General features: G+C 56.5%; 21 protein-coding genes. 3 read left to right on the top strand and 18 right to left on the bottom strand.

Annotated elements, in window-relative coordinates:
• The first annotated feature begins 73 nt into the window (after positions 1–73).
• The 3 genes from ENTCL_RS13305 to ldtC all read left to right on the top strand — a co-directional run bounded on the left by ENTCL_RS13305 (position 74) and on the right by ldtC (position 5,489).
• Positions 74–706, top strand: a complete 633-nt coding sequence (locus ENTCL_RS13305) for a DUF2238 domain-containing protein (protein ID WP_044612139.1) — start codon at positions 74–76, stop codon at positions 704–706.
• A gap of 183 nt (positions 707–889) precedes the next feature.
• Entirely contained in the window at positions 890–4,336 is a 3,447-nt protein-coding gene (gene mfd, locus ENTCL_RS13310; RefSeq protein ID WP_013366660.1) for a transcription-repair coupling factor, read from the top strand.
• A 187-nt stretch (positions 4,337–4,523) separates the two neighbouring features.
• Entirely contained in the window at positions 4,524–5,489 is a 966-nt protein-coding gene (gene ldtC, locus ENTCL_RS13315) for a L,D-transpeptidase LdtC (RefSeq protein ID WP_013366661.1), read from the top strand.
• A 53-nt stretch (positions 5,490–5,542) separates the two neighbouring features.
• Here ldtC and ENTCL_RS13320 read toward each other — a convergent pair whose 3' ends face one another.
• The 18 genes from ENTCL_RS13320 to pabC all read right to left on the bottom strand — a co-directional run bounded on the left by ENTCL_RS13320 (position 5,543) and on the right by pabC (position 23,252).
• Positions 5,543–6,607, bottom strand: coding sequence for a fimbrial protein (locus ENTCL_RS13320; RefSeq protein WP_081449265.1), 1,065 nt, complete (start codon positions 6,605–6,607; stop codon positions 5,543–5,545).
• Between the two features lie 5 nt (positions 6,608–6,612).
• The gene (locus ENTCL_RS13325) at positions 6,613–9,159 is read right to left on the bottom strand and encodes a fimbria/pilus outer membrane usher protein (protein WP_013366663.1); all 2,547 of its coding nucleotides are present in this window, start codon (positions 9,157–9,159) and stop codon (positions 6,613–6,615) included.
• 45 nt (positions 9,160–9,204) lie between these two features.
• Complete coding sequence (locus tag ENTCL_RS13330; protein ID WP_013366664.1) at positions 9,205–9,891, bottom strand: fimbrial biogenesis chaperone; 687 nt, start codon at positions 9,889–9,891, stop codon at positions 9,205–9,207.
• A 65-nt stretch (positions 9,892–9,956) separates the two neighbouring features.
• A complete protein-coding gene (locus tag ENTCL_RS13335) occupies positions 9,957–10,547 on the bottom strand; it encodes a fimbrial protein (RefSeq protein ID WP_013366665.1) in 591 nt (196 codons plus the stop codon).
• Between the two features lie 413 nt (positions 10,548–10,960).
• Positions 10,961–11,500 (bottom strand): glycine zipper 2TM domain-containing protein, encoded by a 540-nt coding sequence (locus ENTCL_RS13340; protein WP_013366666.1) that lies wholly within the window; start codon positions 11,498–11,500, stop codon positions 10,961–10,963.
• A 189-nt stretch (positions 11,501–11,689) separates the two neighbouring features.
• Positions 11,690–12,994, bottom strand: coding sequence for an NAD(P)/FAD-dependent oxidoreductase (locus ENTCL_RS13345; protein WP_013366667.1), 1,305 nt, complete (start codon positions 12,992–12,994; stop codon positions 11,690–11,692).
• Positions 12,995–13,232: 238 nt separating this feature from the next.
• Positions 13,233–13,775 carry an alpha/beta hydrolase YcfP gene (gene ycfP / locus ENTCL_RS13350; protein ID WP_013366668.1) on the bottom strand — a complete coding sequence of 181 codons (543 nt, stop codon included), beginning with the start codon at positions 13,773–13,775 and terminating at the stop codon, positions 13,233–13,235.
• Between the two features lie 39 nt (positions 13,776–13,814).
• Positions 13,815–14,840 carry a beta-N-acetylhexosaminidase gene (nagZ, locus tag ENTCL_RS13355; RefSeq protein WP_044612140.1) on the bottom strand — a complete coding sequence of 342 codons (1,026 nt, stop codon included), beginning with the start codon at positions 14,838–14,840 and terminating at the stop codon, positions 13,815–13,817.
• Positions 14,841–14,842: 2 nt separating this feature from the next.
• Positions 14,843–15,673 (bottom strand): thiamine kinase, encoded by an 831-nt coding sequence (gene thiK / locus ENTCL_RS13360; RefSeq protein WP_013366670.1) that lies wholly within the window; start codon positions 15,671–15,673, stop codon positions 14,843–14,845.
• Positions 15,654–16,280 carry a penicillin-binding protein activator LpoB gene (lpoB, locus tag ENTCL_RS13365; RefSeq protein WP_162098847.1) on the bottom strand — a complete coding sequence of 209 codons (627 nt, stop codon included), beginning with the start codon at positions 16,278–16,280 and terminating at the stop codon, positions 15,654–15,656. The genes thiK and lpoB overlap by 20 nt, the downstream gene beginning before the upstream one ends.
• 22 nt (positions 16,281–16,302) lie before the next feature.
• Positions 16,303–16,677 carry a YcfL family putative periplasmic lipoprotein gene (locus ENTCL_RS13370; RefSeq protein WP_013366672.1) on the bottom strand — a complete coding sequence of 125 codons (375 nt, stop codon included), beginning with the start codon at positions 16,675–16,677 and terminating at the stop codon, positions 16,303–16,305.
• Between the two features lie 4 nt (positions 16,678–16,681).
• Positions 16,682–17,038, bottom strand: a complete 357-nt coding sequence (hinT, locus tag ENTCL_RS13375; protein ID WP_013366673.1) for a purine nucleoside phosphoramidase — start codon at positions 17,036–17,038, stop codon at positions 16,682–16,684.
• Positions 17,039–17,247: 209 nt separating this feature from the next.
• Positions 17,248–18,681 carry a PTS glucose transporter subunit IIBC gene (ptsG, locus tag ENTCL_RS13380; RefSeq protein WP_013366674.1) on the bottom strand — a complete coding sequence of 478 codons (1,434 nt, stop codon included), beginning with the start codon at positions 18,679–18,681 and terminating at the stop codon, positions 17,248–17,250.
• A 299-nt stretch (positions 18,682–18,980) separates the two neighbouring features.
• On the bottom strand, positions 18,981–19,775 hold the full coding sequence (locus ENTCL_RS13385) for a metal-dependent hydrolase (RefSeq protein ID WP_013366675.1): 795 nt from the start codon (positions 19,773–19,775) through the stop codon (positions 18,981–18,983).
• Positions 19,776–19,785: 10 nt separating this feature from the next.
• A complete protein-coding gene (holB, locus tag ENTCL_RS13390) occupies positions 19,786–20,790 on the bottom strand; it encodes a DNA polymerase III subunit delta' (RefSeq protein WP_013366676.1) in 1,005 nt (334 codons plus the stop codon).
• Complete coding sequence (gene tmk / locus ENTCL_RS13395; protein ID WP_013366677.1) at positions 20,787–21,428, bottom strand: dTMP kinase; 642 nt, start codon at positions 21,426–21,428, stop codon at positions 20,787–20,789. The genes holB and tmk overlap by 4 nt, the downstream gene beginning before the upstream one ends.
• Positions 21,418–22,440: a cell division protein YceG gene (gene yceG / locus ENTCL_RS13400; protein ID WP_013366678.1), complete on the bottom strand. Its 1,023-nt coding sequence runs from the start codon at positions 22,438–22,440 to the stop codon at positions 21,418–21,420. Before yceG ends, tmk begins: the two co-directional genes overlap by 11 nt.
• Positions 22,437–23,252: an aminodeoxychorismate lyase gene (gene pabC / locus ENTCL_RS13405; RefSeq protein ID WP_013366679.1), complete on the bottom strand. Its 816-nt coding sequence runs from the start codon at positions 23,250–23,252 to the stop codon at positions 22,437–22,439. Before pabC ends, yceG begins: the two co-directional genes overlap by 4 nt.
• Positions 23,253–23,329: the final 77 nt, after the last annotated feature.

Here is a 23,329-nt window from a genome sequence, read left to right on the forward strand (position 1 = left end):
GGCGGCGCGAATGTTGAAATTTATGTCGGGGTGGTCAATAGTGACGTTTTCCTCAACGCTTCGCACATTCATGATGAACCGCACCGTTAACCCGCTGATTTTACGCTCTGGCGCCCTGCTGCTGGCGCTGTTTCTGGTCTATACCGGCGTGAGCGCCGCTGAAAAAGTGACCTGGCTGATGGAGGTCACCCCAGTGATTATCCTCGTCCCGCTGCTGCTTTTCACTGCGCAACGCTATCCGCTGACCCCGCTGCTTTATGCGCTGATTTTCTGCCACGCCATCATCCTGATGGTCGGCGGTCAGTATACCTACGCTAAAGTGCCCATTGGCTTTGACGTGCAGGAATGGTTAAACCTGAGCCGCAACCCGTATGACAAACTGGGCCACTTTTTCCAGGGACTGGTTCCGGCGCTGGCGGCGCGTGAAATTCTGCTGCGCGGGGGCATCGTGCAGGGCCGCAAAATGCTGGCATTTCTGGTGTGCTGCGTGGCGCTGGCGATCAGCGCCACCTATGAGCTTATCGAGTGGTGGGCCGCGCTGGCGATGGGGCAAGGCGCAGATGATTTCCTCGGCACCCAGGGCGACCCGTGGGATACGCAATCGGATATGTTTTGTGCGTTGCTGGGGGCGTTAACGACGGTCATTGCGCTGGCGCGTCCGCACTGTCGTCAGCTGCAACGCTATGGCGCGCTCCCCGCAGTCTGATGATTCGCCGGCATGTTTTTGCAGCAGTACCGCAAGCTCAGCCAGCCCAGGCGGCAGAAAATCTCACGCAAACGCCCGGGGCATTTTAAGCGGTTGCACTCCCGCCGCCATCACGGATAATAAGTACAGCAAATTTATATTATTACCGTGAAATCACGGCTTTCTGGAGAACGTTCGTCGACTATGCCTGAACAAGCTCGTTATGCCCTACCGACCAAACCCGGCGAACAGCGCCTGCTGGGCGAGTTAACTGGCGCCGCCTGCGCAACGGAAGTCGCGGAAATCGTCGAGCGCCACCGTGGTCCGGTGGTGCTGGTGACGCCAGATATGCAAAATGCCCTGCGGCTGTACGATGAAATCAGGCAGTTTACCGACCAGATGGTGATGAGCCTTGCGGACTGGGAAACGCTCCCGTACGACAGTTTTTCCCCGCATCAGGAAATTATCTCCTCGCGTCTGTCGACGCTCTATCAGCTGCCCGCGATGCAGCGCGGCGTGCTGATTGTTCCGGTTAATACGCTCATGCAGCGGGTCTGCCCGCACAGCTACCTGCACGGCCATGCGCTGGTGATGAAAAAAGGCCAGCGTCTGTCCCGGGACGCGCTGCGCGCCCAGCTCGACAGCGCCGGATACCGTCATGTCGATCAGGTGATGGAGCACGGCGAATACGCCACCCGCGGCGCGCTGCTGGACCTGTTCCCGATGGGCAGCGAGCAGCCCTACCGCCTGGACTTTTTCGACGATGAAATCGACAGCCTGCGCCTGTTTGACGCCGATACCCAGCGGACGCTGGAAGAGGTCGAGGCCATCAACCTGCTGCCGGCCCACGAATTTCCGACCGACAAAACCGCCATCGAGTTGTTCCGCAGCCAGTGGCGCGACAGGTTCGACGTCAAGCGCGACGCCGAGCATATCTATCAGCAGGTCAGCAAGGGCACCCTGCCGACCGGCATTGAATACTGGCAGCCGCTGTTTTTCAGCGAACCGCTGCCGGCCCTGTTCAGCTACTTCCCGGCCAATACGCTGATTGTCACCACCGGCGATACCGACGCCAGCGCCGAACGCTTCCAGGCGGACACCCGCGCGCGTTTTGCAAGCCGCGGCGTGGACCCGATGCGCCCGCTGCTGGAGCCGGAGCTGCTGTGGCTCAAGCGCGATGATCTGTTCAGCGAACTGAAGCACTGGCCGCGTGTGCAGCTCAAAACCGAGCCGCTAAGCGACAAGGCCGCTCACGTGAATCTGGGCTACCAGACGCTGCCGGACGTGGCGGTGCAGGCGCAGCAGAAAGCGCCGCTCGACAGCCTGCGCCGTTTTCTTGAATCCTTTGACGGCCCGGTGATTTTCTCCGTCGAAAGCGAGGGTCGCCGTGAGTCGCTGGGCGAGCTGCTGTCACGCATTAAGCTTGCGCCAAAGCGCATCCAGCGTCTTGACGACGCCAGCGGCAACGGCCGCTATCTGATGATCGGCGCCGCGGAGCACGGGTATATCGATACCCTGCGCAACCGGGCGCTGGTTTGCGAGAGCGACCTGCTGGGCGAACGCGTCGCCCGCCGGCGCCAGGATACCCGCCGGACCATCAACCCGGATACGCTTATCCGCAACCTGGCGGAGCTGCACCCGGGCCAGCCGGTAGTGCACCTTGAGCACGGCGTCGGGCGCTACGCCGGGATGACCACGCTGGAAGCGGGCGGCATCAAAGGCGAGTACCTGATGCTGACCTACGCCAGCGATGCGAAGCTGTACGTACCGGTGTCGTCGCTGCACCTGATCAGCCGCTACGCGGGCGGCGCCGAAGAGAATGCGCCGTTGCACAAACTGGGCGGCGACGCCTGGGCCCGCGCGCGGCAGAAAGCGGCGGAGAAGGTTCGCGACGTGGCGGCCGAGCTGCTGGATATCTATGCCCAGCGCGCGGCGAAAGAGGGCTACGCCTTCCGGCACGATCGGGAACAGTATCAGCTGTTCTGCGACAGCTTCCCGTTTGAAACCACGCCGGACCAGGCGCAGGCCATTAACGCCGTCCTGAGCGATATGTGCCAGCCGCTGGCCATGGACCGCCTGGTGTGCGGCGATGTCGGCTTCGGCAAAACCGAAGTCGCCATGCGCGCCGCCTTCCTCGCGGTGGAGAATAACAAGCAGGTGGCCGTGCTGGTGCCGACCACCCTGCTCGCCCAGCAGCACTACGACAACTTCCGCGACCGCTTCGCCAACTGGCCGGTGCGCATCGAGATGCTCTCGCGCTTTCGCAGCGCTAAAGAGCAGTCGCTGATCCTGGAGCAGGCGAGCGAAGGCAAAATCGATATTCTCATCGGCACCCATAAGCTGCTGCAAAGCGACGTGAAGTGGAAAGATTTAGGCCTGCTTATCGTCGATGAAGAGCACCGCTTCGGCGTGCGCCACAAAGAGCGCATCAAGGCGATGCGCGCCGACGTCGATATCCTGACGCTGACCGCCACGCCTATCCCGCGAACCCTGAATATGGCGATGAGCGGAATGCGCGACCTGTCGATCATCGCCACGCCGCCGGCGCGTCGCCTGGCGGTAAAAACCTTCGTGCGCGAATACGACAGCCTGGTAGTGCGCGAGGCGATGCTGCGTGAAATCCTGCGCGGCGGCCAGGTCTATTACCTGTATAACGATGTCGAAAATATCCAGAAAGCGGCGGACCGGCTGGCGGAGCTGGTGCCGGAAGCGCGGATCGCCATTGGTCACGGGCAGATGCGCGAGCGCGAGCTGGAGCGCGTGATGAACGATTTCCACCACCAGCGCTTTAACGTGCTGGTATGCACCACGATTATCGAAACCGGTATCGATATCCCGACCGCCAACACCATTATCATCGAGCGGGCGGACCACTTTGGTCTGGCGCAGCTACACCAGCTGCGCGGTCGTGTGGGACGCTCCCACCACCAGGCCTACGCCTGGCTGCTGACGCCGCACCCGAAAGCGATGACCACCGATGCGCAAAAGCGTCTGGAGGCGATTGCGTCGCTGGAGGATTTGGGCGCCGGTTTCGCGCTGGCAACCCACGACCTGGAGATCCGCGGCGCGGGCGAGCTGCTCGGCGAAGACCAGAGCGGTCAGATGGAAACCATCGGTTTTTCTCTGTATATGGAGCTGCTGGAAAACGCTGTCGACGCCCTCAAAGCCGGACGCGAGCCGTCGCTTGAGGACCTCACCAGCCAGCAAACCGACGTGGAGCTGCGGATGCCGTCGCTGCTGCCGGATGACTTTATTCCTGACGTCAACACCCGCCTGTCGTTCTACAAGCGCATCGCCAGCGCGAAGCGCGAACAGGAGCTGGACGAGATCAAAGTTGAGCTGATCGACCGCTTTGGCCTGCTGCCGGACGCCGCCCGCAATCTGCTGGATATCGCCCGCCTTCGCCAGCAGGCGCAGAAGCTGGGGATCCGCAAGCTCGAAGGGAATGAGAAAGGCGGCGTCATTGAGTTTGGCGAGAAAAACCATGTCAACCCGGCATGGCTTATCGGCCTGCTGCAAAAACAGCCTCAGCACTTCCGCCTCGACGGGCCGACGCGGCTCAAGTTCTTTCAGGAGCTCGGCGAGCGGAAAACCCGAATGGACTGGGTGCGTAGCTTCATGCAGCAGCTGGAAGAGAACGCTATCGCCTGAGTCTTCCTCCCCCGGCGGCGCTGAGGCCGCCGGGGGAGATTTACAAACTCTTTGCAATTCATCGAAATATCCCGACATGACGTGACGTCATAATGACCGTTTATTGATACATACGCACAAAATCATTCAAGTTGCATCAAGGCAGCCTGAAGGATGACGTGGACACTCACGGTGATGGATTTTGGTGATGATAACAACAACGCATTTTTCTCGCTGGCTGGCGCTGTTAGCGCTTGCCGCAACTGTTGCGCTGGCGCTACCGGCGCACGCCAATACCTGGCCTCTTCCCTCTGCCGGAAGCCGTCTGGTCGGTGAAAATCGTTTTCATGTGGTCGAGGATGACGGCGGCTCGCTGGAAGCGATTGCCAAAAAATATAACGTCGGCTTCCTGGCGCTACTGCAGGCGAACCCGGGCGTCGACCCTTATGTACCCCGTGCCGGTAGCGTTCTGACTATTCCGCTGCAAACGCTGCTGCCCGACGCGCCGCGTGAAGGCATCGTCATTAACCTGGCGGAGCTGCGCCTCTACTACTACCCACCGGGGCAAAACAGCGTCACGGTGTACCCCATAGGGATAGGCCAGCTCGGCGGCGATACACTGACCCCGACCATGGTGACCACCGTGTCCGATAAGCGCGCCAATCCCACCTGGACGCCGACGGCCAACATTCGCGCCCGCTACAAAGCCAACGGTATCGAGCTGCCGGCAGTGGTGCCCGCCGGACCAGATAACCCGATGGGCCATCATGCAATTCGTCTGGCGGCCTATGGCGGCGTCTATCTGCTGCACGGCACCAATGCGGATTTCGGTATCGGTATGCGCGTCAGCTCCGGTTGCATTCGCCTGCGTGACGGCGATATCGAGACGCTGTTTAAACAGGTTTCGCCAGGCACTAAGGTGAATATCATCAATACGCCGATCAAAGCCTCGGTCGAACCCGGCGGCATCCACCTTGTTGAGGTTCATCAGCCGCTGTCGCAGCAGATCAACGACGACCCACAGCGTCTGCCTATCGTGCTTAACGCTACCCTGCAGGCGTTCAAAGATGCGCCGCAAACGGACAGCACGGTAATGGAAAACGTGATGAAGGTGCGTTCGGGAATGCCGGTCGATGTTACCCGTCTTTATAACGCCAGCGAACAGCCACTGTGATCGCCGAACGTCATACCGTTTCTGCAACTGAAACGGTATGACGATGACGATACTCAGGGATAGGTCAGGGTGAAATTAGCGTCCGCATCGGCCTGACCGGCGTTCACCTGAGCCTCTATCTGAATATAACGCGCTTTGTAGGGAATATTCACAATCCCTTTTGCCACATCATTTGCCACGATATCCGGCGTGATGGGGTTAAATGTGATCGCATTCCCTTGTTGGTTTAAAATCTGAATACCCAATCCACTGGCTGAATTTGCCTGACTGGTGAGCTGTAACGCCTGCTGATTTCCTGTAATCGTCTGACCGGTAAACTGAATGGCTACGTTTGTTCCCTGTTCGCAGTTCAACTCAATATTAAAATCAACCGGTGTTGATGTGGAGTTTATCCCGGTAAAGGTCGTGCGGGCGTTAATATTACCACCAGGCGTTAAGTTAACCGGAATATCGGGGGTATTGAGATCGCAACTCAACGCAGTGAGATTAATATTGATATTATCAAACCATAACTCGATTCCCTGAGCCTGATCCCACCAAATTCCACTACCGTTAAACTTTGTTAAATCCGCAACGCCGCTATGTAACGGACCGACCACTCTGATAACCAGTCTGAAATTACCTTGTTCCGTTTTTCCCGCCACACCGGCACTACTGTATCTCATCGCTTTCATACAGTATTGTTTTGATGGCGTATCGCTGATCGGGTCAAGATCGTAATAAATTGCGAGTCCTAACCCTGAGGGGGTTCCATCTGTCAACGGTATATTGAACATACAACCATCCACTTCGCCGGGTACAGAAACAGCCTGGCCAGGGTCGGTTGGAAAACCTTCATGATAGCTAATATCCCCCGATCCCGTGCAGCTAATTATCCCCGATTCGGTAGTGTGTTTGCTTTGATCATCCAGTAACGTACCAAACGCCGTATCTCGCCCTAATGAAGCGTCAGGCACATTATTTAAGAAAGTGGCAGTACCTGGGCTACCAGAAATCGTACAGGTTTGCGCGTAACACATACTGAAGGAAGAAAAAAAGATTGCTAAAGCAATTCGTACTAGCCATCTTCCCACTCTCCTGAAAAGACAATCCTGACGATACGCAGTTCTATTAATCATATATATTATTCACAATTAGCCGCAGTTATATACAGATTGCTTACGGTCTGTTTTCCGGACAACGTCGATGGCGTCAGTGCTATACGACACGTTTCACCCGCGTTCTTCCCCCATTTCGCGATAAAAACATCGCCGTCATTCACACCCGTTAAATACACCTGGCCATTTTCACCCGCCAGTGTAGAGAAATTACCCTCAGACGCTGAAATCACTGCGCCAAACGGTATCGACGCACCGTGATACATGACATTGACCAACAAGCGTTTACCAATACGAGTATCAAAGTTCGCCAGCACTAATGCCCCTTCCGTTGGAATCACCTCCTGCGATGGCATCTGTATTTCCGCATTGCTGGCAAGCGAGCGAGTCTTTATGGAGATTGTGTTACGCTGGAACGTAGACGCATAAGGAATGACCGAATATCCTCGGGCATCGGTATACACGGCAGTGCCGCTGGTAACCCCCAACCCTTTGACGCCTGGCGCGCGCACCAGAACTGAAGCATCACCTAATGATTGCGCCAGCGTTACACCATAAGGGTGCATAACAATCGCGCCCTGAACGCCATAATTCAGCTGTTCGCTGTTGTTGTCGTAGCTGTACGATGCGTTAATATTGCCAATGCTTGAGCGATACCCTCCGCCCACATTACCGCCATAACCCACCCCTTTATTACCGTAGCTTTGTCCCACGCTGTAGGTCAGATTCTTATCATCCAGCGCGGTGCCGCTTAGTGAAACGTACTGACGTGAACGCCCATCATCACTGGCGTTATTGGTGTAGCTAACGCGTGCGCCGGGCAGCCATTTATCCAGAGGAATATTCACGGATAATGCAAACTGCTGATCGCTGCTACTTTGCGGCGTACGGGTCAATGAGTAGTTGGCATTAAAACTCATGCGCTCCCAGCTGTAACTATAGCCAGCGTTAAGACTGCGTTCTTTACCGGTAAGATTCCAGTAATCCTGCTGATACCCCGACAGATAGAGCTGGCCGTAATCAGAAAGCGACTGACTTATGGTCAGTTGTAAACGGCGGTGGCGGGTATAGTCGTTGCGATAGGCAAAAGTGTCATTATCATCGCCAGTTTCTTTATTGTGGGTCAGCGCCTCTTCAAAGGTATAATAATCACTTGTCGAGTAACGATAACTGGCCAGCGTCATGTTGGTACTGGTCGCCACAAAATCCTTAGCGTACTGAAACCGATATGACTGACCGCGGCGGCTCTCATTCCCCACCCGCGTCGTTTGCGCCGTGGTCACATCAGAAGAGAGTGAGCCGATACTCCCCAGGTCAATGCCCGCGCCAATAGCTTGCGCATTATAATCCGCAGCGCCCTGCGCCCCGCCATACACAGTGATCCCCCAGGGAAGACCATAAATCAGCGTCCCTTGGGCAAAATCCGGCGTATCAATGGTGTCGTCGGAAGAACGGTATTTCCCCCCCACTACGCTATATTTCAGTGAGCCTTCACGGCGCATAATCGGCACCGAGGCAGAGGCCTGGATATAGGAATTTTCGCTGCCATCCGACTCTTTGACGGTGACTTCCATATCGCCACCGGAATTGACCTGATTCAAATCGCGGATTTCAAACGGACCAGGCGACACATAGCTTTGGTATATAATGTAACCGTTTTGCCGCACGGTCACTTGCGCATTGGATTTCGTCACACCATGAATAACCGGCGCGAAGCCGCGCAGGCTGTACGGCAACATATTGTCGTTGCTCTCAAGTTTTGCGCCGCGAAACTGGATGCTGTCGAACACATCAGAATCGGTCCAGCTGTCGCCAACGGTAAGCTTACTGGTCAGCGCGGTGATATTGCGCCAGGCGTAAGTGTTGATATTCTGCCAGCCGCTATCCTGCGAATAGCTTGAATCGTTGCGCAGACGCCATGGCCCGACGTTGATACCGTTTGTCAGGCTAAGATAATTACTCTGGTCAGTTTCATTGTCGCCGTTGTTATGACGCCAGTTTTGCGCGCCGCTGTAGCTGTAATTCATAAACGCCATCGGCAGGCCATCGTCCCAGAGGTGCGGGTCGACGTACCCCATCGCGTTAGCATTGACGGCGATTTGCGGTACTGAAATATTCAGCCGCAACGTGTTTTCTTCGAAACTGACCTTTGAATCGGGAATATAATCGGCAAGGTTTTCCACGATGGCATCGCTGGCTAACGCATGAAAAGCCGGGGAACCGTCAGCTTTCACGCCCATGGCCACATAGTCGGCCTTCGTAAATTCGGGAAATAGCTGCTTTAACTTAGCGTTATACACAAAGTTAACATCTTTACGGTCGATGCGATTACGGTTGATCGTAATATCCACACGATACGTCCCGGCGATCAACCCTCCGTTATTGGCAAATTGTTTCAGCGCTTGCGTATCCGCTTGTCCGGGGCCGGTTTGTAATAATTTCAGATTAAAGACTTCCCCGGCGACCGCACTGCTGGAACAGGCGAGCAATACCAGACTGGTGATTGTGTTTAGTCGTAATTCAATACCGTGCCGCGTGATTGCCCGGATGCGTTTTCCTGTCCGAATATTCATGGCTATATTCCCTTAGCGCTTTCCCAGGTGAATGATCAGACAGCATCATTTCGTTAACATTTTGGTCGTTGCGCCATAATCATTGACGGCATTCCAGGTGATTTTTCCCGATCCTTGCGCGGTGAACTGGCGCTGTTCAAACGGTGGAATCATCATGACAACGGCGCCTTCACCGCTAAACAATACTGGTTTGCCGCCCACCGCCAGGCCACGGAGCGAAACGTAATAAGGGGTTGGATTGCTCACGGTAAGGCGCGAGTTCTGAAGCTGAAACTGCAGCTTACTGTAAGCCTCGTTCGCGTCGCCGGGCAGCGACGTGGGGCGATAAAGAAGCTTCACCCGGTTGACAACGGCAAACTGCAACTTATTGGGCGTGTTAGCGGCGTCTTCGCTCATTCCGGGGATAGACTTCACATTCAGCCAAAAAACAGACTCCCGATCGCCCGGCAGCGCCCGCGCTCCGGTGTAAATAACACGAAAAAGGCTGCTGTTCAGCGCCCGCACTTTCGTCAGCGGCGGCGTAATAGCAAAGGGAATAGCCGCTTTGCTTTCATCAATATTCTCAAGCCATGCCTGTACCAGGAAGGATTTATTGGCGCTATGGTTACTCACTTCAACCGAAATTTCTTTGGCATTATCCGGGTAAATAAAACGAGTCCCGCCAATTACCACCCCGGCCAGCGCGTTGGTGGTGAAAATAAACAAAAAGGACAGTAACAACCATTGCTTCATAATATTCACTCAATCAATAAACCCGGTAGTGCCAATAGCACAACCGGGCCTGACAGAAATAGCGATTAATAATATGTAATCAGATAATTAGCATCGGCGTTTGCTTCACCAGCGACGATCTGCTGTGCGGTCTGTACATAAACTGCGGTATAATTGAATGTATGGTTCCCGTTTTCATTGCTTGCAATATCCAGTAACGGTACCGCGGAAGCTTGCGCCTCGGCGCTGTCATCGCTGAAATTAATTGGCGTCGAGGATGATTCACGGTAGATACGGATACCGACACCCGTTGCCTGACTAACCGTCAGTGCGGTCGGATCGTTGGCATCCGTGGCTCCGGCGCCGGTAAAGTTCAGCGCGACCTTAAGGGAGGGATCGCTGTTACAGTTTTCCAGATTGATATGGAAAGGCGTTCTTGACGGATCCGATTCACCACCAATCCCCGACGTGAACGAGTTTGATGAAATCATACCCGACCCCAGCACTACATTCTGATCGTCCCCACCGGAGTTAGCACTCGCTGCAACATCACAGGTTGCATCAACGATTTGGCCGGAAAAATGTACCACTCCCCCAGTCTCTGTCGCCCATGACGGCGACACCAGCCCAGCCAGTACCATACCTGCCGCAATATATGTCATTCGAAGTGTTTTCATTACCATTCCCTTTAAGTTAAAATTAACAACCAGGAACAGTGTAAATACGTAAATTTTATTCTTCGAATTAGATTTTTTAAAAAAATAATTTATTAATAATTAAATCATTTAAACTGCAATGACATAATATAGCCGTAGCATATCAGTTACAATTTTATATAATATATTTAATTATTAACCTCATTATTTATATCTATGACTAGTTCTAAATCGATAAAAGAAAACGCCCCGTTACTGGATCGTTTTTATCAATGGCACAACAGAGAGACAACAAATTATTTATAAATTACCATGGTTCCATGAAGGGTATTACTTAAATGCTTTTCATGACTTTTTTACCTATACAGATGAATTTATAAAAAAAGCCCCTCAGCCTGAGCGAATGAGGGGCTAATATGCAGATAACTGCTGTTTTATACTTTGTTATTCAGAATCAACTGACCGTTGCTGTCCAACGGGATTTGGTTGCCGGGGTCCTTATCCATGCGGATTTTCCCCTGCTGATCGCCGATTTTATAGGTCACATCGTAACCCAGCATTTTTTCCGATTTGTCGTACACGGTCTTGCAGCGCTGCTGCGTGGTGGTGTAGGTGTCGTTATCCTGCATTGAGCCCTGGATCTGGTTGCCGGCATAGCCGCCGCCCAGCGCTCCAACAACGGTTGCGACATCGCGGCCGCGACCGCCGCCAAACTGGTGACCAATCACCCCGCCCGCTACCGCGCCGAGCACAGATCCGGCGATACGGTTTTCATCCTGAACCGGACGACGGTGCGTCACGGCGACGTTGCGGCACTCCTGACGCGGAGATTTCACGGTTTCTTTAATGGGTGTTGCTGACACGACCTGCGCGTATTGCGGGCCACGTTCAAACACGTTCAGACTGGCTACCGCCGCCACACCCAGCGCAGCAGCTACGCCAATCCCTATGCCCGCCAACATGGATTTATTCACGGGGTTTCCTCCTTTGTTGCTGTTGGTAACAATTTTGCAACTGGAGCAGGGTTTCTGCAAATCAGAAAGCGGATGAAAAATGCGGGAACGTGCGGCAATATGCGCTGATTCAGAGGAATCCGAACCATCGCAGGCGCATATTTAGCAGAATTATCTGAAAAAGGCCCGGCGACTGCCGGGCCGGGAAAATCAGTGCAGCTTCAGGCGGGGACGGATCACGCGGTTAATGCTGCCGACCAGCATCATCAGGCCGGTTTTAAAGTAGCCGTGCAGCGCAATCTGGTGCATACGGTAGAGCGAGATGTAGACAAAGCGTGCAATGCGCCCTTCAACCATCATCGAGCCGCGCATCAGGTTGCCCATCAGGCTGCCGACGGTGGAGTAGTTCGACAGCGAGACCAGAGAGCCGTGATCCTTATAAGTGTAGGCCTTCAGCGGCTTGCCTTTGATCTGCGCCAGAATGTTATGCAGCGCGGTCGTCGCCATCTGGTGAGCGGCCTGAGCGCGCGGCGGCACGAAGCCCCCTTCCGGACGCGCGCAAGAGGCGCAGTCGCCGATGGCGAAGATATCCGCGTCGCGGGTCGTCTGCAGCGTCGGCTCAACCACCAGCTGGTTGATGCGGTTGGTTTCCAGCCCGCCTATCTCTTTCATAAAGTCCGGCGCTTTAATCCCGGCCGCCCACACCATCAGGTCCGCCTTGATGTATTCGCCGTCTTTGGTGTGCAGGCCGCCTTCATCCGCGCTGGTCACCATGGTCTGGGTCAGGACGCGGACGCCCATTTTGGTCAGCTCGCTGTGCGCGGCGCCGGAAATGCGCGGCGGCAGCGCGGGCAGAATGCGCTCGCCCGCCTCCACCAGCGTTACGTTCAGGGCATCGTTGGTCAGCCCTTTGTACCCGTAGCTGTGCAGCTGTTTCACCGCGTTATGCAGCTCTGCGGAGAGCTCAACGCCCGTCGCGCCGCCGCCGACGATGGCGATATTCACCTTGCCGTTGGCCCCCAGGTTGCTGGAGTGCTTGAGGAACAGGTTCAGCATCTCCTGATGGAAACGGCGCGCCTGGTGCGGGTTATCGAGAAAAATGCAGTTCTCTTTAACGCCCGGGGTGTTGAAGTCGTTAGAGGTGCTGCCCAGCGCCATCACCAGCGTGTCGTACGGCAGCTTGCGCTCAGGCACCAGCAGCTCGCCTTTTTCGTCGCGCAGTTCGGCAAGGGTTATCGTTTTAGCGTCGCGGTTGATATCCACCACGGAGCCCAGCTGGAACTGGAAACCATGGTTGCGGGCGTGCGCCAGGTAGCTCAGCGCGTCAACGCCCTCGTCCAGCGAGCCGGTCGCCACTTCATGCAGCAGCGGCTTCCACAGGTGGCTGTGGTTACGATCCACCAGCGTAATTTTCGCTTTTTTACCGCGGCCCAGCTTTCTACCCAACTGCGTAGCCAGTTCCAGCCCGCCAGCACCACCACCCACAATCACAATCTTTTTCAATGGCGTAGTCAACGTGACCCCCTCAAAATATTAACCAATTGTTAATTAAAAGTTATCTAAATAGCCTTTAATTAACAACAAGTTACTGACATGAAACCATTCAGCGACAGGGAGAATATCACGTTCGGTGCATTGGTCATACCAAAATTGATGTGGGTCAAGTTTTGCTGCTGTAATTTTGAGCAACGATCGCGAGGAAAGTCAAAGAATAGCCCGGACGGCATGGCGCCGCCGGGATGCGGGGAGGGAGTCAGCCCAGCGTTTTAAACGCTTTGATGCGCTGCAGATGCGGCGAGATATTCTTGAATTTATGGGTCTGCACTTCGTCCCAGATAATCTCGTAGTAGTGATGCAGCACCTCAGCCGAGCGCTGGTTGTTCAGCGTTTCATCCTGACGGGATAAAATCGCCAGGCAGCGATCGCGGTTTTTCTCACGGAAGTTGCTGACGCATTTGGTGGCGATATCCGCATACTCTTCCGGGCGATCGATTTTCCCTTCCATGTTCTCATAGGGGAACAGGTTCGGGTTGAACATCACCTGGCGCACGTCGCATAAGAAGCCGATGCGCTCAGCCCAGTAGCCGCCCAGCCCGACGCCGCAGATGAGCGGCCTTTCGTCGTCGGTCAGCTGCAGCATTTTATCGACCTCTTTGAGAAGGTGCTGCATATCATGCTTCGGATGAAGCGTACTGTAGCTGATGAGCCGGACGTCGGGATCGATAAACTGCAGCTGCAGCACCTTCTCGTGATTTCCCGGGCTGTTTGAGTCGAAACCGTGTAAATAGATGATCATCAAAACCTCACAACACTGCCAATCCCGATGCGGGAGGGTTTAAAGAGCGGCTTTGTGCGCCTGCCAACGCTCATGGAGCTCGTTCAACTGCGCGCTGACCGCCTGCCAGCGGGAGGAATCCCTCAGCGCCTGACGCGTAAATGAACCTTTATGATACAATTTCGTAACACGCTCTGCTTTGATCGGCGACAGGTTATCCAGCACGCTGACGGCTCCCTTACGATTATTGCAGACGAGGATCATATCGCAACCTGCGTCCAGCGACGCCTGGCCGCGCTCCGCGTAGCTCCCCATGATCGCCGCGCCTTCCATCGACAGATCGTCGGAAAAAATAACGCCGTCGAAGCCCAGCTCGCCGCGAAGCACCGTTTTTAGCCAGTGCGCTGAGCCGCTGGCCGGCCGCGGGTCGACGTCGGTATAAATAACGTGCGCGGGCATGATGGCATCCAGCCGGTTTTCCGTAATCAGCTGACGGAACACCGACATATCTTTCGCCCGAATCTCGGCTTCAGGCCGCGGATCGTGCGGTGTTTCCTTGTGGGAGTCCGCGGTTACCGCGCCGTGCCCCGGGAAGTGTTTGCCGGTGGTTTTCATCCCGGCGCTGTGCATTCCGTCGATAACGTGGCGGGCCATCGCCAGCGCCTTTTGCGCATCGGCATGGTATGAACGCTCGCCGATCGCCGCGCTGATATGGCCAACGTCCAGCACCGGCGCAAAGCTGATATCGATATCCATGGCGATCATTTCGCTCGCCATCAGCCAGCCCGCCTCCTGCGCCAGCTTGCCGCCCTCTTCCATTCCCAGCAGTTCGGCAAAAGACTGGGCGGCCGGCAGGCGGGTAAATCCGTCGCGAAAACGCTGAACGCGCCCGCCTTCCTGGTCTACCGCAATCACCAGATGATTGCGCGAGGCGCTGCGGATCTGGCGCACCAGCTCGCGCAGCTGCAGCGGGTCATGATAGTTACGGGTGAAGAGAATCAAACCGCCCACCAGGGGATGCGCCAGAATGTCGCGCTCTTCCGCATCCAGCTCATACCCTTCAACATCCAACATTACCGGGCCCACATTCACCTCTCTTGTCCTTTCGTTTTTAACTGTCGCCATGCGTCATCCGCCAGCGCACTAAATTGGCGATCGCCGGTCTGCTGCCAGCGATACTCATACCAGCCTGCCATCAGCATCAGCACCCACCGCCGCCAGCGCCATACGTGGCGCGTCAGCTGAGCGGGATTGAGGTGGGCAAGCCGGGCATAATCATTGATAAGCTGCTGCCGCTGGCCGTCGTCCTCCGACCACACGGCCGCCAGCTCCAGCGCGATATCGCCGTCTCCGGCATACTCCCAGTCGATAAGCCGCAGTCCCTGTCCGGTGACAACGATATTGCCTGCGTGAATATCCATATGCAAGGGCGCCAGCCGCAGCACCTTCGGCTCCGCCCGGCGGCGCAAACGCCTGAGCTCGCGCAGCCAGAACGGCGTCCGCCGCGCCGGATCGCAGCACTGCCAGTAGCGCTCCAGCAGCGGCAGCACCGGCACCCGCCAGCCGAAACGACGCTGCTGGTGCAGGTGATGCAGCAGCGACGCCAGCCTGCCGCTCGGCGGTAGTGCCAACGGCGTCTCGCCGTGAAGGTACTCCACGGCCATCCAGCCGGGAAAAAAGCCCTGCGGGCGCGGCGCAAGCGAGGAAGGAAGCTGGTTCAGGGCATGGTACTGGCGGCGGAAATGGCTGCGCGGCGCATCGGGATCGTGATGCTGGCGCAAAACCAGCCGCTGTCCGTCACGTTCAATAATGCAGCTTCCGCCGCTCAGGCCGGCAGGGCCAGCGCTGGCGACGGAATAATGTGGGAAAAAGCGTGACAGCAGCGCGTCACGCGAAAGATTACTGTTGCTGAACGGCACCTTTACCTGACCAGATAATCTCGCCAGTCTGGACCAGCATCAGTTGCATTTGCAGGGTCGGCGCGTTGACGTTGCCGGTAGCGCTGGAATAAAGCACATACTGCGCGCCAACCGTACGGGCGAGCCCCATCGCTTTATTGCGCGAGCCCAGGCTATCCTGCGCCGAGATCCCCAGCTGCTGTTTAGCGACGGCTAACTGCTGCGGAGAAACAAGGGTAAATTTACTGTTGCCGCCGAGCGCATTGCGCAGCGCCGTGGTGGCCTCCGTAGGGTTCAGCGAGCCGTTGGTGCGGTTATTTACGCTATCCACCAGCAGAATACTGCCCGCGTTCACGCCGCCCGCCTGCAGCATCTGCCCCACCAGCGGCTGCGCGGCGCCGTTCCAGTCATAATGACGAACGCGCGGCGCAGGCTGAGCGGGCTGCTCGCCGTGCTCAATGGGCCCCGGCTGGACCGGCATCGTCGGTACCGTCGGGACGGTGGTCGTCGGCGGCTGCGGCTGCTCTGGCGTCGGTTTCGCTTCTTCTACCGGCGCCGGTTTTTCCCGTTGCGCGACGCACCCTGAGAGAAATATCGCCACGGCGGTAATGAATGCATAGCGACTCAGTTTGCTCATTACTATTTACCCCTTACAGATAAAGATAAAGTCGGACCTTATGCGCGCCGAGGCTGTTGGCGGTACCGTACAGCGTCACCGAAGAATTCGCCGGGACGGTGATGGTGCGGGTGGCCTCAAGCGGATGCATTTCCAGCCCTCTGGAGTCATACCAGTAAAAACGGTAGTGCACTATTACAGGCACCTTACGTTCGTTAAACAGCCGGGAGGTGGCGGTCGCCTGGATCTCAGACGTTGTCAGTTCGGGCGTATCCGCGCTGATCCCGGCGGCCAGCACGTTCGATTCCATGACCAGCGTTTGCTGTTCGCCAAAGGGAATTTCCGGATGCGAGTTGCACCCTGCCAGCGCCAGCGCCGCCAGCAATACTGCGAAACGACCGCCTTTCATGCAGTTACCCTTTGTGCGCCAGCATGGGGCCCAGCGGACGGCCGCCCAGCAGATGCATGTGGATATGGTATACCTCCTGGCCGCCGTGGCGGTTACAGTTCAGTATCAGGCGGTAGCCGTCATCGGCAATACCTTCGTCACGGGCGATTTTAGCAGCCACGGTGATCAGATGCCCCAGCGCCTGCTCGTGTTCCGCCGTCACGTCATTTACCGTTGGAATCAGGATATTCGGCACAATCAGAATATGGGTTGGCGCTTGCGGCGAAATATCGCGAAAAGCGGTGACCAGCTCGTCCTGATAAACAATGTCCGACGGGATTTCGCGGCGGATGATCTTGCTGAAAATCGTTTCTTCTGCCATGACTTTTTCCTTTTTGATGATTACCGTGCGGTAATCTGTAACCAGGCAACAACGTAAGAGTATGAGCGACTTATTCCCTTACTTTCAACCCAATCGCTCTTTTTCTTATTCTGAAATCCGTCCGGTCGCTGCTTGCTTAACCATTTGTCTGCGGCCCAATGTAAAAAAGGCAGCCATTCGGCTGCCTTAGTCTCCCCATCTTTTATGACTTAGTGATTGCGGATGTACTCATCCATCTCGGTTTTCAGGTTATCGGACTTGGTGCCGAAAATAGCCTGAACGCCGGAACCTGCAACCACTACGCCCGCCGCGCCCAGTTTCTTCAGGCCAGGCTGATCCACTTTAGCGACATCGGCGACGCTGACGCGCAGACGAGTAATACAGGCGTCGAGGTTGGTGATGTTTTCTTTACCACCGAACGCCGCAATCAGTGCCGGAGCCATTTCGCTGGTCGCGCCTGCTTTCGAATCTTCTGTTGCATCTTCACGACCCGGAGTTTTCAGGTCCAGTACTTTGATCAGTACGCGGAAGATGGTGTAGTAAACGATCGCATAGCAGATACCGACAATCGGGAACAGCCACAGCTTGCTGCTGTTGCCGGACAGAACGATAAAGTCGATCAGACCGTGAGAGAACGACGTACCGTCACGCATGCCCAGCAGGATACAGATCGGGAACGCCAGACCAGCCAGAATAGCGTGGATAACGTACAGGATCGGCGCAACGAACATGAAGGAGAACTCGATCGGCTCGGTGATACCGGTCAGGAACGAGGTCAGCGCTGCGGAGATCATGATACCGCCCACTTTTGCACGGTTCTCTGGTTTCGCAGAGTGCCAGATAGCAATCGCAGCCGCCGGCAGACCGTACATTTTGAACAGGAAGCCGCCGGACAGTTTGCCCGCGGTCGGGTCGCCTGCCATATAGCGCGGGATATCGCCGTGGAATACCTGACCTGCCGCGTTGGTGAATTCACCGATCTGCATCTGGAAAGGTACGTTCCAGATGTGGTGCAGACCGAACGGCACCAGGCAGCGCTCAACGAAGCCGTAGATACCGAACGCCACAACCGGGTTCTGGTAGGCCGCCCACTGGGAGAATGTCTGAATCGCGGAACCAATCGGTGGCCAGATGAAGGACAGGATCACGCCCAGAATAATTGCCGCCAGACCGGAGATAATCGGTACAAAACGCTTGCCCGCGAAGAAGCCCAGGTACTCAGGCAGCTTGATGCGGTAGAAGCGGTTGAACATATAGGCTGCAATCGCACCGGAGATAATACCGCCGAGCACGCCGGTATCCGCCAGGTGTTTAGCCGCAATCTCTTCAGCAGGTAAATGCAGAACCAAAGGCGCGACAACCGCCATGGTTTTCACCATGATGCCGTAAGCTACAACCGACGCCAGTGCAGAAACGCCGTCGTTGTTGGTGAAGCCAAGCGCAACACCGATAGCAAAGATCAGCGGCATGTTAGCAAATACAGAACCGCCTGCTTCCGCCATAACGTGGGAAACAACGGCTGGCAGCCAGCTGAAGTTTGCGGAACCGACGCCCAGCAGGATACCTGCGATAGGCAGTACGGATACCGGCAGCATCAGCGATTTACCGACCTTCTGCAGGTTAGCAAATGCATTCTTAAACATAATTGAGAGTGCTCCTGAGTATTTGTGCTTTTTTTTACGTTTTCACGCATTGGCGAGGGGGGAGAGCCCCACCGTGGACAGGCATCTAAGCGCCTTTTTATTTATTACACAGAGTAAAATAAATCCCAGCTCTGATGTTTGACGGCTATCACGTTTCGCTCAGCATCCAGCGAAAAACTTTCAGTAATTTACAAAACTCGTGTCCATATGTTACATGAAAGCCATTCACCGCCACTTTCGCGGCGGTGAACTTTACTCGCTTTACCTATTAATTACGAGCTTTAAAATAAGCTGTCAGATCAGGCAGATTGCAGTCTGGCGGGGTCGATGTGGAACAGTCTGGAGAAGTTTTCGGTCGTCTGCTGAGCCAGCTGCTCCAGCGACACGCCCTTCAGCACAGCCATGTACTCCGCGACGTCGCGGACCATTGCCGGCTGGTTCTCTTTACCGCGATGCGGCACCGGCGCCAGGTACGGGGAATCGGTTTCCACCAGCAGCCTGTCGAGCGGCACATAACGGGCGGCATCGCGAAGCTGTTCAGCGTTGCGGAACGTCACGATACCGGAGAACGAGATATAAAAACCCAGATCCAGTAATTTACCCGCCGTTTCTCTGTCTTCTGTGAAACAGTGTAGTACGCCGCCGCAATCCGTCACTTTTTCGTCGCGCAGAATCGCCAGCGTATCGTCCCGCGCGTCGCGCGTATGCACGATAACCGGCTTGTTCAGCTCGCGGCCAATGCGGATATGGTGGGCAAACGAGGCCTGCTGGCGGGCTTTTGTTTCCGGGGTGTAATAATAGTCCAGACCGGTTTCGCCCAACGCCACTACGCCCTCTTCCGCAGCCAGTTGGCGCAGGGTTTCAGGGCTGTACTCTTCGTCCTGGTTAAGCGGATGCACGCCGCAGGAAAACACCACGTTCGGGCGCTCCCCGACCAGCGCCCGCATTGAGCGATAGCCCGGAAGCGTAGTGGCGACCGCCAGGCAAAATTTTACGCCCCGCGCGGCGGCTTTCGCCAGCACGTCATCCACGTCCTTATGCAGCGATTGATAATCCAGACCATCGAAATGGCAGTGCGAGTCGACTAAAAACATAATGTCTCTCTTACAAGTGTGAAGCCGGAAGGCTGGCGCCAGGCTGCAGCCAGTGCTCCCAGCGTAATAAACGTTCGCAGAGCGTCAGCTCGCGGTTAAGGCCGATAACACTTTGCAGCTGCTCGCGGCATTCTGCGGCATCGCGCGCAATCACCTGCAGCGTGGGAGGGGGAAGATGCTGCGCCAGACGCCCGACGAGCGGCTGGGCATCAACGTTGCTCAACAGGGAGATCCCCTGCTGGAGCTTGAGGGCGTCCAGCAGCAGCGCCGACAGCCAGTACAGGCGCTCGGCAACGCTATCGTGGTTGAATACCGCCAGCAGGGACAGCCAGTCGCCGCTGCGCAGCGTGCCGTCAAGCGCTTCGCACAGCTGCTGGCGGGCGCTTTGCGATGCGCCCGCCAGCAGCTCCAGCGCCGCGGCCGGCGCGCCCGACGTCAGGCGCAGCGCGGTCAGCGCCGATTCTTGTGACACCGTCACTTCTCGCTGCAACCACGCCAGACCATAGGCTTCGCCCGGCGGCGCAAGGTGATATAAGCGGCAGCGGCTGCGCAATGTCGCCAGCAGGCGCGCGGGCTCCCGACAGGCGAGGAAGAACCAAGTATTCTCCGGCGGCTCTTCGAGGGTTTTCAGCAGGGCATTGGCGGCGGCTTCGGTCAGCAGCGCGGCATCGCTTATCCACACCACCTTTGCGCCGCCCAGCCGGGCGCGTTCATACAGTTTTTCCGTCACAGCGCGAACGGCGTCGATGCCCAGCGTGTTTTTCCCTTTTTCCGGCTGTACGAGGTAGTAATCCGGATGGGTGCCCGCCTGCATCAGCTGGCAGCTATGGCACTTGCCGCAGCTTTTCTGCCCCTCCGGCTGGTGACACATTAAAAAACGACACAGCGCATAGATAAGCGCGTCGTCGCCCATCCCGGGCAGCGCCTGAACAAGTAGCGCATGGTGGCCGCGGCCAGACTGATAGCTGGCGACCAGCGCCTCAAACGGCGGTCTCAGCCACGGATACCATTTCATGCGCCCTGCTCCTGCACCCAGCGAGTGACGGTGTCGCGAATCGCGCGCATCACGTCGTCAAGCGGCTGGGTCGCATCGATGGTATGGATGGAGGCGTCCTGCGCCGCCAGCTCAAGGTAGCGCGCGCGGGTGCGGTTGAAGAAATTCAGCGACTCCTGTTCGATGCGGTCGAGGTCGCCGCGGGCGCGGGCGCGTCCCAGCCCCACTTCCGGCGTCACGTCAAGGTAGAGCGTCAGGTCGGGGCGAAAATCGCCGAGCACCGCGTCTCGCAGGGTAGCAAGCATCTGCGGGTCAATACCGCGGCCGCCGCCCTGATAGGCCTGAGTGGAGAGATCGTGACGATCGCCGATCACCCATTTTCCCGCCGCCAGCGCGGGCTTAATGACCGTCTCAACCAGCTGCACGCGGGCCGCATAGAACATCAGCACTTCGGCTTTATCGGTAATGACTTCATCGCCCACTGACCTGATGTCCAGCACCAGGCTGCGGAGTTTTTCCGCCAGAATGGTGCCGCCCGGCTCGCGCGTGAACAGCAGGTCACGAATGCCCATCTGCTCCAGCGTCTCCACAACGACATCGCGCGCCGTGGTTTTACCAGCGCCTTCCAGGCCCTCGATGACGATATACTTACTGTGCATTTTTTTCCTTAAGTGCTTTCAGGTAATCCTGTACGGAGCGGTTGTGGCTGGCAAGATTCGTATTAAACGTGTGCCCGCCTTTGCCATCCGCAACGAAATAGAGATACGGCGTCTTCGCCGGATGCGCCGCCGCGTTGAGAGAGGCTTCGCCCGGAACGGCAATCGGCCCCGGCGGCAGTCCGGCTATCACGTAGGTGTTGTACGACGTCGGCGTTTCGAGATCCTTACGCGACAGCTTACCGCTGTAGCTCTCCCCCATCCCGTAGATAACCGTCGGGTCGGTCTGCAGGCGCATACCGATACGCAGACGGTTGATGAACACCGAGGCGACCTGATCGCGCTCGCTGGCGACGGCGGTCTCTTTTTCGATGATCGAGGCCATGGTCACCAGCGCGTTTTGATCTTTATAAGGCAGATTATCCGCCCGCCCTTCCCATGCGCTATCAACGGCCTTCACCATCTTCTGGTGTGCGCGCTTAAGGATAGAGAGATCCGTCGTATTGGCGGTATACATCCAGGTATCCGGCCAGAACCAGCCCTCAACCCACTCCGGCTGCTCAAGCTTAAGCGCTTTTGCCAGCGTCTCATAGCTATCATCCGCCAGCGTGTGCTTTACGTACGGCGCATCGCGCAGCTGTTTAAGATACTCGCTCACCCGCATTCCTTCGACAAAACGCAGCGGGAACTGCGCCTCTTTGCCGCTGGCCAGCAGCTGCAGCATCTCCCGCACCGTCATCTGCGGCGTAAAGCGGTAGGTTCCGGCTTTGAAGTGCGACAGATCCGGTTCGACGCGCAGCAGCCACTGGAAAACCCGCGGGCGGTTAATGACTTTTTCACCGTAAAGCTGTTCGCCCAGCGCGCTGCGCCCGGTACCCGCTTTGAGCGTAAAGACCAGATCCTCTTTAATAAGGATTTTGCTGTCCGCCAGCTGGCGAACTTTCCACATCCCGATACCGGCGGCAATGCCAAGCACGACCAGCAGCAGCAGGAAAAACCGTAACATTTTCTTCATGACGTCGTCGTCTGCTCACAAAGTGGGGCCAGATAATCAAACAGCTCACGCGAGCGGTAGTGAACTTCTGCAAACGTCCTGACGGGGATAACCGGCATTAAGGCATTGCAAATCACGACCTCATCCGCCTGTCGGACGGACTCCACGCGCGCATTGACTTCGACAACGCGAAAGCGGCTTTGTGCCAGATGTGAAATGCAGTGCCGACGCATAATCCCGTCCACACCGGCCTGATCGAGGCGCGGGGTAAACACTACATCCCCCGCCCGCCAGAACAAATTAGCCGCACAGCATTCCGTAACCCAGCCGTCGCTGTCAAGGACAAGGGCTTCATCGGCGTCCGTCTGTTCAAGATGCGCGCGGATAAGCACTTGCTCGAGGCGATTAAGGTGTTTAAGGCCGGCAAGATGGGGGTTGCGTCCCAGCCTTACCGGGCTCAGCGCAAGCCGTGCGCCCTCTTTTCGCCATAGCGGATAATGCGCAGGCGACGGAGAAACCGACAGCATTCGTGTCGGCGTCTGGCACGCCGAGGGGCTGTATCCCCGTCCGCCGCTGCCGCGCGTGATGATCGCTTTAAGCACGCCATCACCCTGCTGACGCGCTAACGTCTGCATCTCCTGCGATAACCCAGCCCATTCACTAAAAGGGATAAGTAATGTCGCGCAGTTATGCTCAAGCCGTTCGATATGCGCCGTAAGGAACTCAACCCGGCCGTTTTTGATTCTCGCTGTGGTAAAACAACCGTCGCCGAACTGCACCGCTCTGTCGTTGGCTGGCAGTACATCCTGCGTGACGCCATTAATCAAGAACATAGAGCCTCCTTATCAGTGGCTCGTTAGTCTGGCAGGGGGAAGCATGAATCACAAGCGGATTAAACCCAAAGAAAAGG

Origin of the sequence: [Enterobacter] lignolyticus SCF1, assembly GCF_000164865.1 — a bacterium.
GTDB classification, from domain to species: Bacteria; Pseudomonadota; Gammaproteobacteria; order Enterobacterales; family Enterobacteriaceae; genus Enterobacter_B; species Enterobacter_B lignolyticus.

Bases quoted from the DNA above. Each gene is read 5' to 3' on its own strand.
- ENTCL_RS13385 (WP_013366675.1), bottom strand. From the start codon at position 19,775: ATGTTTTTAGTCGACTCGCACTGCCATTTCGATGGTCTGGATTATCAA.
- ptsG (WP_013366674.1), bottom strand. From the start codon at position 18,681: ATGTTTAAGAATGCATTTGCTAACCTGCAGAAGGTCGGTAAATCGCTG.
- ENTCL_RS13335 (WP_013366665.1), bottom strand. From the start codon at position 10,547: ATGAAAACACTTCGAATGACATATATTGCGGCAGGTATGGTACTGGCT.
- holB (WP_013366676.1), bottom strand. From the start codon at position 20,790: ATGAAATGGTATCCGTGGCTGAGACCGCCGTTTGAGGCGCTGGTCGCC.
- ycfP (WP_013366668.1), bottom strand. From the start codon at position 13,775: ATGATCATCTATTTACACGGTTTCGACTCAAACAGCCCGGGAAATCAC.
- ENTCL_RS13370 (WP_013366672.1), bottom strand. From the start codon at position 16,677: ATGAAAGGCGGTCGTTTCGCAGTATTGCTGGCGGCGCTGGCGCTGGCA.
- tmk (WP_013366677.1), bottom strand. From the start codon at position 21,428: ATGCACAGTAAGTATATCGTCATCGAGGGCCTGGAAGGCGCTGGTAAA.
- pabC (WP_013366679.1), bottom strand. From the start codon at position 23,252: ATGTTCTTGATTAATGGCGTCACGCAGGATGTACTGCCAGCCAACGAC.
- ENTCL_RS13325 (WP_013366663.1), bottom strand. From the start codon at position 9,159: ATGAATATTCGGACAGGAAAACGCATCCGGGCAATCACGCGGCACGGT.
- ENTCL_RS13305 (WP_044612139.1), top strand. From the start codon at position 74: ATGAACCGCACCGTTAACCCGCTGATTTTACGCTCTGGCGCCCTGCTG.
- ldtC (WP_013366661.1), top strand. From the start codon at position 4,524: ATGATAACAACAACGCATTTTTCTCGCTGGCTGGCGCTGTTAGCGCTT.
- hinT (WP_013366673.1), bottom strand. From the start codon at position 17,038: ATGGCAGAAGAAACGATTTTCAGCAAGATCATCCGCCGCGAAATCCCG.
- ENTCL_RS13330 (WP_013366664.1), bottom strand. From the start codon at position 9,891: ATGAAGCAATGGTTGTTACTGTCCTTTTTGTTTATTTTCACCACCAAC.
- ENTCL_RS13320 (WP_081449265.1), bottom strand. From the start codon at position 6,607: ATGATTAATAGAACTGCGTATCGTCAGGATTGTCTTTTCAGGAGAGTG.
- mfd (WP_013366660.1), top strand. From the start codon at position 890: ATGCCTGAACAAGCTCGTTATGCCCTACCGACCAAACCCGGCGAACAG.
- yceG (WP_013366678.1), bottom strand. From the start codon at position 22,440: ATGAAGAAAATGTTACGGTTTTTCCTGCTGCTGCTGGTCGTGCTTGGC.